This window comes from Salipiger marinus (genome assembly GCF_900100085.1).
Taxonomy (GTDB): Bacteria; Pseudomonadota; Alphaproteobacteria; order Rhodobacterales; family Rhodobacteraceae; genus Salipiger; species Salipiger marinus.
The window spans coordinates 143,223-156,892 of sequence record NZ_FNEJ01000012.1 but is presented as its reverse complement, the minus strand read 5'-3'; the positions used below and the strand labels follow the sequence as shown (position 1 = coordinate 156,892).

Genomic DNA, 13,670 nt, shown 5'->3' with positions numbered 1-13,670 from the left:
ACACCCCTCAGGAGGATCCGATGACCCGCCCCGCCCCCTTCAGCCGCCGCCGTTTCCTTGGCACCGCCACCGCCGGGCTGGCCCTGCCCGCCCTGCCCCGCCTTGCCCGCGCGCAGTCCAGCGCCGCGCTGCAGCTGTCATGGCAGCATTCCGTGCAGTTCGCGGGCAGCTATATCGCGCAGGATCGCGGTTTCTGGTCCGAACAGGATCTGGAGGTGACGCTGCTCCCGGGCGGTCCGAACGCGCCGGTGGAGCCGCCGGTGGTGTCGGGCACGGCGCTGATCGGCATTTCCGCCGCCGATTACACCGCCGCCGCCGTGGAACAGGGCGCGCCCTTCCGCATCCTTGGCGTGGCGATGCAGAAAAACCCCTTTGTCATCGCCTCGCTGCCCGACAATCCCGTGGCGCAGCCTGCCGACCTGATGGGCAAGCGCATCGGCATGGCGCTGGCCAATACCCCGGTGCTGCAGGCGCTCTGCACGCTCAACGATGTGGATATCGACCGGATCGAGGTGGTGCCGACCCAGTATTCCGCCCAGCCCCTGCTGGCGGGCGAGGTGGACTGCCTGCTGTGCTGGGAAACCGATCTGCCCGTGGCCATGGCCATGCAGGGGATCGCGGCGCAGACCATGCTGATGGCCGATCACGGCTATGCGCTGCATTCGCAGACCTATATCGCGACGCTCGACAGCCTTGCCAACCGCCGGGCCGAGCTGGTGGCGCTGCTGCGCGGCGAGCTGCGCGGCTGGGAGGCCTACCGTCAGGACACCGCTGCCGCCGCCGCCCTGACGCTGCAGATGTACCCCGATGCCGGGCTTGATCTGCCAACGCAGGAACTGCAGGCCGAACGGCAGGTGCCGCTGATGTTCTCCGAAAGCACGGACGAACATGGCTTCGGCTGGTGGTCCGACGCGGCGGTGGAGGACAATATCGCAACCCTTGCGCTTCTGGGCCGGACGGTGACGCCGGATCTGTGGGACCGCTCCATCCTTGAAGAGGTCCATGGCAGCTGAGCGCACAGACCCGCCCGCGGTGATCTGCCGCGCCGTGGCCAAGACCTTTGCCGGGGGCACCGAGGCGGTGCGCCCGCTCGACCTGCGGCTGGAGCCGGGGCAGACCACAGCACTGGTGGGGCCGTCGGGCTGCGGCAAGTCCACACTTCTGCGGATGATCGCGGGGCTGGAGCCGCCCACCAGCGGCAGCATCGAGATCGGCGGCGCGCCCCCTGCCGAAACCCTGCGCCGCGCCGATCTGTCGGTGGCGTTTCAGGATCCCTCGCTGCTGCCATGGCGCAGCGTGCGCGGCAATATCGCGCTGGCGCTGAGCCTTGCGCGCCGCCCCGCCGATGCCCGCGCCATTGACGAGCTGATAGCACTGGTGGGGCTGGAGGGCTTCGGCGACACCCGGCCCGCGCAGCTGTCGGGGGGGATGCGCCAGCGCGCCGCCATCGCCCGGGCGCTGGTCACCGAACCGCGGCTGCTGCTGCTGGACGAGCCGTTCGGGGCGGTGGATGAACTGACCCGGCAGCAGCTGGCGCAGGATCTGCCCCGGCTCTGGGAGGCGCGCGGCACCACCACCGTGCTGGTCACCCATTCCGTGACCGAGGCGGTGATGCTGTCGGACCGCATTCTTGTGCTGTCGCCGCGCCCCGCCGCCATTGTCGCCGACATCGCCATCGACCTGCCGCGCCCGCGTGCCCCCGGCGATGCCCGCACCGATGCCTTCGCCGCGCTGACCGACGCGGTGCACGAAGCGCTGTCGCAGGGCATGGCGCGGGCAGAGCCGCCCTTGGCCGCGCAATGACCACGCTTGCCCTGCCCGCCCCCGGCCCGCGCCTGCGCGGGCTGGTGCTGACCCTGCTGGCGCTGGCGGGGTGGGAACTGGCGGCGCGGGCGCTGACCGGTGCCTTCGTGCTGGCAGCCCCCTCGCAGGTGCTGGGCTGGCTCGCCGCCAATCCAGGCCTGATGGCACGGGCGCTGCGCGAGACGCTGACCAATGCGGCGGCAGGCTTCGTGCTGGGCAATCTGGCGGCCTTGGCGCTGGCGGCGCTGGCGCTGCTCTGGCCGCGCGCGCAGGCGCTGGTGACCGGCGTGGCGCTGGTGGTGTTCTGCCTGCCGCTGGTGGCGACCGGGCCGATCCTGCGGGTGATTTTTGGCCCCGGTGCCGGGCCGCAGATCGTGCTGGCGGCCCTGGCCGTCTATTACACCACGCTGATCCCGCTGCTGGTCGGGCTGCGCGCGGCCCCTGCGAGCTGGTTCGATCTGGTGCACAGCTACGGGCGCGGGCGCTGGTCGGCGCTGGTGCATGTGCGGGCGCGCGCGGCGCTGCCCTATCTGGTGGCGGGGCTGCAGATCGCCGCGCCTGCGGCCTTTCTGGGCGCCATAGTGGGCGAATTCACCGGGGCAGAGCGGGGCATGGGCGTGCTGACCATCCGCGCGCTGCGCGGGCTCGACGTGCCGATGACTTGGGCGCTGGCCACCGTCGCCACCGCCGTGGCGATGCTGGCCTATGTGGCGCTTGGCGCGCTGGCCCGACGGCTTGCCCCCGACGCGCCGCCGCTCCTGCTGAGCCCGCCGCCCGCCCCGGCCCGGCGGCAGGGGCTGCGGGCGGCGGCGCTGGTCTGTGCCGCCACGCTGGCGCTGTGGTGGGGGGCGATCGCCGCGTTCGACCTCAACCCGTTCTTCGCCAAAAGCCCCACCGATGTCGCCGCCGCCCTGCTCACCGATGCCGATGCGGGCGCCACCCGGGCCAAGCTGGGCGTGGCGCTGGCGGAAACCGCCGCTTTCCTGCTGCCAGGTTATCTGGCGGGGCTGGCGGCGGGGGCGGGGCTGGCCATGGCGCTGGTGCTGGCGCCGCAGGTGGCAGGCCCGGTGATGAGCGCCGCCATCGCGCTGCGCTCGGTCCCCATCGTCACCACCGCGCCGCTGATCGTGCTGGCGCTGGGGCGGGGGGCGGCGGGCACCGTGACGCTGGTGGCGGTGATGGTGTTCTTTCCCACACTGGTCGCCTGCCTGCACGGGCTGCGTCAGACCCCGGGACAGGTGATGGACGTGATGGACAGCTTCGCCGCCACCCGGCTGACCCGGCTCCTCCGGGTGCGCATCCCTGCCATGCTGCCCGCGTTTTTCGCCGCCGCGCGCATGGCGGTGCCCGCCGCCGTGCTGGCGGTGACGGTGGTGGAATGGCTCGCCACCGGGCGCGGGCTTGGCAGCCTCATGGCGCTCTCCGCCTCGCTGTCGGATTACGACCTGCTCTGGAGCGCGGTGGTGCTGACCACCACGCTCTCCGCCCTCTGCCATGCCGCCGTCGCCCGCATTGAGGCCCGCGTGCTGCGCCGCTATGCCCCGGAACAGCTGACATGACCCTGCGCCCCGCCACCTTTGCCATCCCCGGCGACATCACCAAGCTGACGGGGGGCTATATCTATGAACGCCGCCTGCTCGAAGGGCTGCAGGCGCAGGGGCGCGACATGGCCCACCTGCCCTTGGGCGCCACATTCCCCGCCCCCAGCGATCCCGACATGGCAGAGGCTGTGGCGCGGCTGGCGGCTTTGCCGCCCGACCGCGTTCTGATCCTCGACGGGCTGATCTATGGCTCCATCGCGACCGAAGGGCTGGCCCGGGTCCAGAGCCCGATCGTGGCGATGATCCATCATCCGCTCGCGCATGAAACCGGGCTTGATCCCGCCCGGGCCGCGCATCTCTTCCGCACCGAACGCGACAATCTGGCGCTCGCCGCACATGTGCTGGTGCCAAGCCCGCACACCGCCGCCCTGCTTGCCTCCGACTATGGCGTGCCGCCTGACCGCATCACCATCGTGCGCCCCGGCACCGACCGTCCCACGCTGGCCCCCTGCCCCGCCGACCCGCCGCTGATCCTTTCGGTGGGCATCCAGCATGCGCGCAAAGGGCATGACATCCTGCTGCGCGCGCTGGCCGAGGTGACCGATCTGGTCTGGCAGGCGGTGATCGTGGGCAGCCCCCATGACCCCGCTTTCGCCGCCGATCTGGCACGGCTGCACCGGAGGCTGGACCTTGGCGCCCGCGTCACGCTGGCGGGGCGGGTCAGCGCCGGGGATCTGGCGCAGCACTACAGCCGCGCGCAGATCTTTGCGCTCGCCACCCGCTACGAAGGTTATGGCATCGTCTTTGACGAGGCGCTGGCCCATGGCCTGCCCATCGTCACCTGTGCCACCGGCGCCGTGCCCGATACCGTCCCGGCAGAGGCCGGGCTGCTGGTGCCGCCCGAGGACGCGCCCGCCTTCGCCCGCGCGCTGCGCGACATGCTGCAGGACAGCGCCCTGCTTCAGGCCAAGGCCGGTGCCGCCCTGCGCGCAGGGGAGGCCCTGCCCGGCTGGCAGGACACGGCGCGGCGGGCCGGTCAGGTGCTGGACGCGCTGCCGTAACCGCGCCTAATGCGGCACGCTCGACGATCCGATATCGCCGATAGCCAGCACCGGGGCGGCATCCAGATCGCGCGCGTCGAGCATCCCCGCCACACGCTCCAGAGCGGCGACCAGCATCATCTGCTCCCAGCCCTCCAGCGCCTCGAAGGCTTTGACATAGCGCTGCTGCAGCGCGTCGGGGGCTTCGGCCACGGCGGCGCGTCCGCGCGCGGTGATGTTCACATTGGTCTGGCGCCGGTCCACGTCGGACCGTTCGCGCGCCACATGGCCACGTGCCACCAGCTTGTCCACCAGCGCCGTGACGGTGGCCTGACTGACCCCCATCTGCTTGGACAGCTCCTTGGGCGTGGCGGTGCCGCCCTTGCCGGACACGATCTGCAGCACGCGCAGCTGCGCGGGCGTCAGGCCGGCGGCACTGGCGAGGTCTCGGGTATATAGCTCTGTCGACCGCAGGATGCGGCGCAGCGCTATAAGGCTTTGGTCGGTACGGTCCATGATCCCTCCGGGAAGTGTCACAGGATCGCACAGAAGGGGGAAATGCTTCAACATGCGAAACATGTAGGGATTTTATTTCGTCTTGCTAATGATTTTTTTCGGAACCCGCGCCAAAAGGCGCTTATAGCGTGCTCTAACCGCCTTGAACCATGGTGCTTTTGCGGGGTGCCGCTCCAATTTTGGGCAGTCCAGAGAGGGGGTTGCTTTTTTCGTGGGTCCACTTACTTTGATAGACGAACGAAACAGCCCCGCGAGGACTTCATGCCCAAGGACGTTAACCAGAGCGAAACCCGCACCCCTCTCCTGCGCAAGCCGGAGTCGACCGATGGTGCTGCGATCTGGGAACTGATCAAGGACTGCAAGCCGCTCGACGAGAATTCGATGTATTGCAACCTGATTCAGGCCGACCATTTCGCGGATACCTGCGTGCTGGCGGAACTGAACGGCGAGGTTGTGGGCTGGATCTCCGGCCACATGATCCCTGGCGAGAACGCGCTTTTTGTCTGGCAGGTTGCTGTCAGTGCCAAGGCGCGTGGCCTGGGTCTGGGCAAGACCATGCTGTTTGAACTGCTCAACCGCAAGGAAACCGATGGCGCTGTCGCGATCAAGACCACGATCACGCGCGACAATGACGCCTCGTGGGGCCTGTTCCGCAGCTTTGCCCGTGCCGTTGGCGGCGAGCTGAGCGACGCGCCGCATTTTGAAAAGTCTGCCCATTTCGACGGGCAGCACGATACCGAACACATGGTGACCATCGCCCTGCCCCGGGCAGAGCTTCGCTCTGCTGCCTGATCGGGCGGCGACCGTCACCTTATTCCCCAATTCCCGAAAGGACATCTCATGGCCAAGGACATGACACCCGAGATCTATGCGCGCCGCGAAAGCGAAGCGCGCAGCTACTGCCGCAGCTTCCCCGTGACTTTCACCAAGGCGCAGGGGTCGGTGATGACCGACAGCACCGGGCGCGAGTATCTGGACTTTCTGGCGGGCTGCTCCTCGCTGAACTACGGCCACAATGACCCGGACATGAAGGCCGCGCTGATCGAGCATATCAGCAATGACGGCATCTCCCATGGTCTGGACATGCACACCGATGCCAAGGCCGCCTTTCTGGAGGCCTTCGAGGAGATCGTGCTGCGTCCGCGCAACATGGACCACAAGGTGATGATGGTCGGCCCCACCGGCACCAACGCCGTCGAGGCGGCGATGAAGCTCGCCCGCAAGGTGACGGGGCGCACCAATATCGTGGCCTTCACCAACGGCTTTCACGGCATGACCGTGGGCGCGCTGGCCGCCACCGGCAATTCCGGCAAGCGCGGTGGCGCGGGCCTGCCGCTGGCCGGGGTCACCCACCTGCCCTATGAGGGCGCCTTTGGTCCCGATGTGGACACGCTGGCGCAGATCGAGATGATGCTCGACAACCCGTCTTCGGGTCTTGATGCGCCTGCCGCCTTCCTCGTGGAGCCGGTGCAGGGCGAGGGCGGGCTCAACGCCGCCTCCGCCGACTGGCTGCGCGGCATCGCCAAGCTCGCCAAGAAGCATGGCGCGCTGCTGATCGCCGATGACATTCAGGCGGGTCTGGGCCGCACCGGCACCTTCTTCTCCTTCGAGGAGATGGGGTTCCAGCCGGACATGATTCCGCTGGCCAAGTCGCTGTCCGGCATGGGCCTGCCCTTTGCCGCGCTGCTGCTGAAGCCGGAACTGGACGTGTGGAAGCCCGCCGAACACAACGGCACCTTCCGCGGCAACACCCATGCCTTTGTCACCGCCCGCGTGGCGCTGGAAAAATTCTGGAAGGACGACACTTTCCAGAAGGATCTGGCCACCAAGGCCCAGCTGATCGAAGAAGAACTGACCCGCATCGCCGAGATGGTGCCGGGCGCCAGGCTCAAGGGCCGTGGCCTGATGCGCGGCGTCGATGTGGGCTCGGGCGAGCTGGCGGGCGCGATCTGCGCCAAGGCCTTTGAACTGGGGCTGATCATCGAAACCTCGGGCGCGGATGACGAGGTGGTCAAGGTGCTGGCGCCGCTGACCACGACCCATGCCCAATTCCGTCAGGGCTTTGCGATGCTGCGCGAAGCGACCGAAGCCTGCCTGACCAAAAACACCAAGATTGCTGCGGAGTAACCCATTATGATCGTGCGTGATTTCAACGAACTGAAGACCACCGACCGGGCCGTTTCGGATGCCCGCTGGACATCCACCCGGATGCTGCTGGCCGATGACGGAATGGGATTCTCCTTCCACATCACCGAACTGGAGGCCGGGTCGGAACACACGTTCCACTACAAGCACCATTTCGAAAGCGTCTACTGCATGGCGGGCGCGGGCTCCATCACGGATCTGGCGACCGGGGAAACCCACCAGATCAAGCCCGGCGTCATGTATGCGCTGAACCTGAACGACAAGCACACGCTGCGCGCCACTGAAAAGCTGGTGATGGCGTGCTGCTTCAACCCGCCGGTGACGGGCACGGAGGTCCATCGTGAGGACGGATCCTATGCCCCGGCGGAGACAGCCTGAGAGGTCCAGATGACCCAGACCCCGCAAAATCACACCGTCGAGAAAATCGGCGGCACCTCGATGTCCCGCGTCAACGAACTGCGCGACACCCTGCTCATCGGCGACCGCGAAGGCGCGGCGCTTTATAACCGCGTGTTCGTGGTCTCCGCCTTTGGCGGGATCACCGACCTGCTGCTGGAGCACAAGAAATCCGGCGAGCCGGGCGTCTATGCCAGCTTCGCCGAGCAGGACAGCGGCCATGGCTGGCAGGATGCGCTGACCCGCGCCGCCGAGGCGATGATCGCGGCGCATGAATCGGTGCTGGATCATCCCGGCGATGTCGAACAGGCGACGGATTTTGTCCGCTCGCGCATCGACGGCGCCCGCAACTGCCTGATCGACCTGCAGCGGCTCTGCACCTATGGCCATTTCCGGCTGGCAGAGCACATGCTGCAGGTGCGCGAGCTGCTCTCCGGCATCGGCGAGGCGCATTCCGCCTTTACCACCATGCTGATGCTGCGCCGCGCCGGTGTGAATGCGCGGCTGGTCGATCTGTCCGGCTGGCGCGACGAGGGCGACGTGACGCTGGATGACCGCATCCGGGGCGCCATGTCGGGCATCGATCCCGCCACGGAAATGCCCATCGTGACCGGCTACGCGCAATGCGCCGAAGGTCTGATGCGCGAGTTTGACCGCGGCTATTCCGAGGTGACGTTTTCCAAGCTGGCGGCGCTGACCGGCGCGCGCGAGGCGATCATCCACAAGGAATTCCACCTGTCCTCCGCCGATCCGCGGCTGGTGGGGCCGGAGGCGGTGCGCAAGCTGGGCCGGACCAATTACGACGTGGCCGACCAACTGTCGAACATGGGGATGGAGGCGATCCACCCCAAGGCCGCCAAGACGCTGCGTCAGGCGCAGGTGCCGCTGCGCGTCACCAACGCGTTCGAGCCTGCCGATCCCGGCACGCTGATCGATGACTGCCCGGCGGAAACCCCGGCGGTGGAGATCGTCACCGGGCTCGACATCATCGCGCTGGAAGCGTTCGAACAGGATATGGTGGGGGTCAAAGGCTATGACGCCGCCATTCTGGACGCGCTGACCCGGCATGACGTGCGCATCGTGTCCAAGGTGTCCAACGCCAACACGATCACGCATTACGTCGACACCTCGCTGAAATCGCTGCGCCGGGTGGAAAAGGATCTGGCCGCGATCTACCCCTCGGCCGAGATCCGGCACCGCACGCTGTCGATCGCCTCGGTGATCGGGCGCGACCTGAGCGGGCTTGCGGTGCTGCAGACCGGGCTTTGTGCCATCGCGGATGCCGGGCTGGAAGCGATCGGCGCCACGCAGGGGCCGCGCAATGTCGACGTGCAGTTCATCGTCGACCGCGACAAGCTGAAGCCGATCATCAAGGCGCTGCATGGCGCCTTCGTGGAGCAGGATCGCGAGGGTCTGTCGCGCGCCGCGTGACAGACCAAGGCTTTGCGACCTTACCGACCGGAAGGACCGGGGCCAGCGCTGGCCCCGGTCCTTTTTGCATGGGCCGTCAGGCGGCGGCGCGCAGCACGGGATCGGTCACCTGGCTGTCCATGTCGAGCGGTCGCAGCGGCGTAAGCCCCCTGCCCTGCAGCGCGCCGTGATAGGCCCGCACCGCCTCTGCCGAGGGGACGGCGCCATCGGCCACGGCGCGCAGCAGGCTCACCAGCGCGCGCGGATCCTCTGCCTGCGCGATCCTGCGCCCCAGAAGCGCCAGCCGCCCGCCAAAGCGTTCCGTCTGCGCCACCAGTTCCAGCGCGTCGCGGGTCGTGCCCGCCGCCCCGCCCTGCACCCCCAGCACCAGAGAGGGGTCGAAGCTGGCCAGTTCCTCCAGTGCGGCGGGGCCGTTATAGGTCAGGCGCAGGAATTCCGGACGCTCGCGCGAGGTGAGCCCGGCCAGCGCCCGGATCACCGCGTCATTGACGAAGCCCGCCACCTGATCGGGCGCGAGCCCGCTGGCCGGGCCGGGATTGCCCACCTCCAGCGCGTGGCGGAAGCGGCGACGCCGCGCATCCTCGCGGAACTCGGCATAGTGGCGCAGCGCCAGCAGATCGGCATCGCGGTCATTGCTGAAGCTCAGCCCATAAAGCCCAAGATCGCATCCCAGCCGCCGCGCCTCTGACAGGCTGGAACTGCGGAAAGGGCGCGGCGGCTCGCGGTCATAACGCGCGCCCCGGAACTGCCAGTGATCGGTATTGTCATTGGCGCGGATCGCCGGGGTGACACGGCTGGTGTCGTAAAGCCCCCTGCCCTGCACCACCTCCAGCGAACTGAGCGAGGTCAGCATCAGGTCGATCACATCCTGTTCGACCATCTGCTGCACCGTCGCCAGAAATTCGGCCCGGCTGCGCGGACGGCCCGGCGCGCCCCCCGGACCAAAGTGATGCCCCACCGCCAGCATCGCCCGCGCCAGATCGCCATCGCGCGCGTCGCCCAGAATAAAATCCCCGGCGCGATAGGCGCCATGGCGGATGCGGGACAGCTTTTCATCCAGTCTGAGCACGGAAAACTCCTGTAGCGGCAGCGCGCCATCCTGTGCCTGCAAAGTCTTAACTTTTGCCTAACGTCATGCAAAAGTGCTGAAGATTCCCAGCCGGAGCGCCTCATGACCTGCCCGATCTACCGCCTGCTGGCGCTTGGCCCCGCCCGCACCCGGCGCGAGATTGCCGGGATCTGCGGGCTGTCGCGCGCCACCACCGCCGAGCGGCTGCACCGGCTGCAGCAGGCCGGGCTGGTCCACGAGGGCGCGCAGGCCGCGCCGGAGGGCGGGCGCCCGGCGCGGCTGTGGCAGATCAACGCCACGCATCGCAGCCTGCTGGCGCTGGACCTGACCGAAGGCCGGGCGCGGATCGGGCGCTATGATCTGGACCTGACGCTGCGCGAAAGGCGCGACCTGACGCTGCCGCCCGGGGCTGACGCCGCGACCCTGCTGGACCTGCTCTGCCCCGCAATCGCGGCACTGTGTCAGGACGCGCCGCCGGTGGCGGGCATGGCTCTGGCGCGCGACGAGGCGGCGCAGGACGCCCTGCCCGGCCTGCTGCGCGCCCGGCTGGGCCTGCCCGTGACCAGTGACCGCGCCGTGGCGCTGATGGCGCTGGCCGAACACCGCCAGCACTGGCCCGACCGGCAGCATCTGGCCTTTGTCGCGGCGGGCACCGGGCTGGGCTGCGCCATCCTCAGCGACGGGCGGCTGCTGCGCGGCGCGGGCGATGCTGCGGGCGGGATCGCGCATCTGCGCCATGGCGCAGCCCCGCACCCGCCCTGCCCCTGTGGCCGCAGCGGCTGTCTGGACGCGCGGGCCAGTGGCTGGGCCATGGCGCGCGACCTGCGCGCCGCGGGTGTGCCCTGCCCCGACACCCCGGCGCTGCTGGCCCTGTGCAACAGCGGCGATGCACAGGCGCTGCGGCGCGTCGCGAAAGGCGCGCGCCTGCTGGGCACCGCCTGCGCCGATCTGGTGGCGGTGCTGAACCCGCAGACGCTGGTGATCGGCGGGGCGCTGGCGGGGCTGGGCGATGTGCTGCTGCGCGAACTGCGCGCGGCGATCTACCGCCGCTGCCCGCCGCAGATCACCGCCGGGCTCGACATCCGCACCGCGCGCGGCACCGATCTGGCGCTGACCGGCGCCGCGCATCTGGCCCGCGACGCCTGGCTGACCCCCGACAGCACAAAGGCGTAACCCGCGGGTTACGCCTTTGTCGGGAGCGTTCAGACTTCCGTAACCCGCGGGTTACCCTTCGCGCAGCACCGCCTCGAACGCCTCGATGGCGCGCTGCAACCGCCGCCGGTCAACCGAGGAAAAATCCGTCTCCGACAGGATGCGGCATTCGCCCTTGCGCGCGGTGATCTTGGTGGCTCCGACGTGGAATTCGTATTTCACGCTTTTCTGCCGCGCCTCCGGCTTTTCCCGCGCAACATCGGGCGCGGGGCTTTCCACGAAGCGGCGCAGGATCTCTGCCTGATCCTCGGCACTGGCGACCCCGGTCAGCGACTGGCGAAGCCGGGGCGACAGGTCGGGCTGCGCCTGCAGCTTGCGCGCCACATCCACCCCCAGATTGCGCGCCACCGCCTTGGGAAAGCGCAGCGCCTCGCCCAGTTCTTCCAGCAGGAACACGAAGCTGCGGATGTAGGAGCGTTTCATCTTGTGCAGCGAGGCGTAAAGCCGCCCCACCAGCGCCTCGGCGCTCTGGCCGTCCATCGTGTCTTCGCGGGCGGCGGTGATCGCCACCTGCGCCATCTCGGCAAAGCTCAGATCCTCGCGGATCACGTTTTCCTCGACCATGTCGATGTAAAGGTCGATGCGGCTGGCCGCCCCCTCGGCCACCCGCGCGATGGCATGGCCAAAGCGGTCATCGCCGGATTCGACCCGCAGCTGCTGCAGCGCGGTCAGACGGCGCCAGCCTTTCTTCAGCTGGTAATTGCCCGCCGCATCGCGGAACACCTCGATCGGTTCTTTCTGCCCGCGCTCCCGGATCGAGGCCTTGAGCTCCTCCATCTCGTCCGAGGCGGCGACGGCGGACAGGTCCATCCGGTCGCGGGGCAGGGCATCGATGCGGATCTCGTCCAGCGGCAGCGCCACCAGCACCCGGCCTTCGGACTGCGCGGCGCGGAACGCCTTGGCGTCCTGCGCGTTCTGGCGGCGCTGCTCCACCAGCGACTCAGTGCTTTCGGTCATGCTGCTCGCCGCCTCGCGCACCGCAGCCCCCATCGGGCCCACGTCGCGGCGACGCGGCGAGACGGGATCCGCCGCGATGGGGCCGAAGCCGAACTTGTTCTTGCCGCTCATGCCTCACCATCCTTTCTGCTGGCTTTCGCTTCCCACGCGCGCAGCACCACCTGCCGGAATTCCGCATAGGCGGCGTCAAAGCTCTGCCGGGCGCGCTTCCATGTCTCGCGCGTCATCTGGCGGTAATCCTGTTCATAGACCGACTGCTGGAATCGCCCCGACTGTTCGACGGCGCGGGTCATCTCGATCGGGTGCTGGCAGACATCGTCGCCGAACACGTTGCGGAAGGCATCCATCATCGCGACATGCAGCGGGTTCGACGCCTCGAACCGGGTCATCAGCAGGCGCACGTCGTCAAAGCGTTTGGGCAGGCGGATGCCGGCATCTTCGGCCACCTTGCCGAACCCGTCGGAAATATCCTCCAGCGCGTCGCCAAGCTGGCCCAGAAAGCTGGTGGTGCTGTCATATTCCCAGTAGCCGGGGCCGGAGGGGATATAGAGGATGTCTGCCGCAAAGGCGGCGTTCAGCGACTGGTAGCCGATGGCGGGCGGGCAGTCGAAGATGATAAGGTCATACTGATCCTGCGGCAGCTCATCCAGATAGCGGGCCACGCAGCCGAAAAAGCTCCACGCCTTGTGCATGGCCCGATACTGGGCCGAGGCGAATTCCACAAAGGCGGCATTGGCGCAGCTGGGGATGATGTCGATGGTGGCCCATGCGGTTTTCTGGATGAAGTCCTGAATCCGCTGCGCCCCGATGGACTGCACATCCTCGGGCAGTTCGTCGGCGGTGGGGTAGGGGCAGTCGGCGGGATCGTCATAGGCGGCGGCGATGCGGTCGGCCTCGCGGCACAGGTCGCGGCACATGATGCCCCAGACGGTGTTCCATTCCTTGACCTCGACCAGCCCCATGGAATGGGTCAGCGTCGCCTGCGGGTCAAAGTCGATGACCAGCACCCGGTAGCCGTCCAGCGCTGCGGCATTGGCCAGATGCTGCGCCACCACGGTCTTGCCCACGCCGCCCTTGAAGTTCGACACCGCCACGCGCATGGCCCGGCCCGGCGGGCGCTTGGGCAGCAGCGTATGGCCCCGGAACCGCACCCGGCGGCGCAGCTCGTTGATCTCGGCCAGCGTGAACCAGCGCTGGCGGCCATCCTCCTCTACCGTGCCCTGCGGCAGCGAGGGGTCATCGGCCAGCTTCTTGCGCAGCGTGTCGGCGGGCACGTCGAACATGAACTGGCTGATTTCCCAGATGGAGAACGGGCGGAGCGTCTTTTCCTCCGCCGGAGAGAACGTCGCCCGCCGCACTGCCGCCTGCTGGGCGAGGCTGCGTTCGTTCATCGTCTGTAGATCGCTGTGATCGCGCATGACCCTGCTCTTGTTTTCTGCTACTGTCGCCTCAATAACGCGAATTGCCCAAAGTTCAAAATGCCAAGTCCCGAGTTTTTCGTTTTTTCCGCCAAGATTCGGATTAACGCGATTTCTGCGACCCCGCCGCAACAGATAGGGG

13 protein-coding genes are annotated in these 13,670 nt (G+C 68.2%); 9 read left to right on the top strand and 4 right to left on the bottom strand.

What is annotated here, in order from left to right; genetic code table 11:
* Nucleotides 1–20 precede the first annotated feature (20 nt).
* The 4 genes from BLR51_RS15155 to BLR51_RS15140 are packed head-to-tail and all read left to right on the top strand — an operon-like array spanning nt 21 to nt 4,405.
* Nucleotides 21–1,013 (top strand): ABC transporter substrate-binding protein, encoded by a 993-nt coding sequence (locus tag BLR51_RS15155; RefSeq protein ID WP_089848437.1) that lies wholly within the window; start codon nt 21–23, stop codon nt 1,011–1,013.
* Nucleotides 1,003–1,803, top strand: coding sequence for an ABC transporter ATP-binding protein (locus BLR51_RS15150; RefSeq protein ID WP_089848435.1), 801 nt, complete (start codon nt 1,003–1,005; stop codon nt 1,801–1,803). Before BLR51_RS15155 ends, BLR51_RS15150 begins: the two co-directional genes overlap by 11 nt.
* Complete coding sequence (locus tag BLR51_RS15145; protein WP_089848434.1) at nt 1,800–3,362, top strand: ABC transporter permease; 1,563 nt, start codon at nt 1,800–1,802, stop codon at nt 3,360–3,362. The genes BLR51_RS15150 and BLR51_RS15145 overlap by 4 nt, the downstream gene beginning before the upstream one ends.
* Entirely contained in the window at nt 3,359–4,405 is a 1,047-nt protein-coding gene (locus BLR51_RS15140; protein ID WP_089848433.1) for a glycosyltransferase family 4 protein, read from the top strand. Before BLR51_RS15145 ends, BLR51_RS15140 begins: the two co-directional genes overlap by 4 nt.
* Nucleotides 4,406–4,411: 6 nt before the next feature.
* Here the strand turns inward: BLR51_RS15140 and BLR51_RS15135 are convergent, their stop codons facing one another.
* A complete protein-coding gene (locus tag BLR51_RS15135) occupies nt 4,412–4,900 on the bottom strand; it encodes a MarR family winged helix-turn-helix transcriptional regulator (RefSeq protein ID WP_089848431.1) in 489 nt (162 codons plus the stop codon).
* Between the two features lie 261 nt (nt 4,901–5,161).
* Here BLR51_RS15135 and ectA point away from each other — a divergent pair, with 261 nt between their 5' ends.
* The 4 genes from ectA to BLR51_RS15115 are packed head-to-tail and all read left to right on the top strand — an operon-like array spanning nt 5,162 to nt 8,872.
* Nucleotides 5,162–5,692 carry a diaminobutyrate acetyltransferase gene (gene ectA, locus BLR51_RS15130; protein WP_089848429.1) on the top strand — a complete coding sequence of 177 codons (531 nt, stop codon included), beginning with the start codon at nt 5,162–5,164 and terminating at the stop codon, nt 5,690–5,692.
* Between the two features lie 60 nt (nt 5,693–5,752).
* Nucleotides 5,753–7,027, top strand: a complete 1,275-nt coding sequence (gene ectB / locus BLR51_RS15125; protein ID WP_089848528.1) for a diaminobutyrate--2-oxoglutarate transaminase — start codon at nt 5,753–5,755, stop codon at nt 7,025–7,027.
* 6 nt (nt 7,028–7,033) lie between these two features.
* Nucleotides 7,034–7,423, top strand: a complete 390-nt coding sequence (locus BLR51_RS15120; protein ID WP_089848427.1) for an ectoine synthase — start codon at nt 7,034–7,036, stop codon at nt 7,421–7,423.
* A gap of 9 nt (nt 7,424–7,432) precedes the next feature.
* The gene (locus tag BLR51_RS15115; protein ID WP_089848425.1) at nt 7,433–8,872 is read left to right on the top strand and encodes an aspartate kinase; all 1,440 of its coding nucleotides are present in this window, start codon (nt 7,433–7,435) and stop codon (nt 8,870–8,872) included.
* A gap of 76 nt (nt 8,873–8,948) precedes the next feature.
* Here the strand turns inward: BLR51_RS15115 and BLR51_RS15110 are convergent, their stop codons facing one another.
* On the bottom strand, nt 8,949–9,941 hold the full coding sequence (locus BLR51_RS15110) for a beta/alpha barrel domain-containing protein (RefSeq protein WP_089848526.1): 993 nt from the start codon (nt 9,939–9,941) through the stop codon (nt 8,949–8,951).
* A gap of 102 nt (nt 9,942–10,043) precedes the next feature.
* On the opposite strand from BLR51_RS15110, the gene BLR51_RS15105 reads away from it, so the two are divergent.
* Nucleotides 10,044–11,114 (top strand): ROK family transcriptional regulator, encoded by a 1,071-nt coding sequence (locus BLR51_RS15105; RefSeq protein ID WP_089848423.1) that lies wholly within the window; start codon nt 10,044–10,046, stop codon nt 11,112–11,114.
* Between the two features lie 51 nt (nt 11,115–11,165).
* On the opposite strand, the gene BLR51_RS15100 is transcribed toward BLR51_RS15105, so the two are convergent.
* Together BLR51_RS15100 and BLR51_RS15095 are read right to left on the bottom strand one after the other, a co-directional pair.
* The gene (locus tag BLR51_RS15100) at nt 11,166–12,221 is read right to left on the bottom strand and encodes a ParB/RepB/Spo0J family partition protein (RefSeq protein WP_089848421.1); all 1,056 of its coding nucleotides are present in this window, start codon (nt 12,219–12,221) and stop codon (nt 11,166–11,168) included.
* Nucleotides 12,218–13,528, bottom strand: a complete 1,311-nt coding sequence (locus BLR51_RS15095; RefSeq protein WP_089848419.1) for an AAA family ATPase — start codon at nt 13,526–13,528, stop codon at nt 12,218–12,220. Before BLR51_RS15095 ends, BLR51_RS15100 begins: the two co-directional genes overlap by 4 nt.
* Between the last annotated feature and the right edge of the window lie 142 nt (nt 13,529–13,670).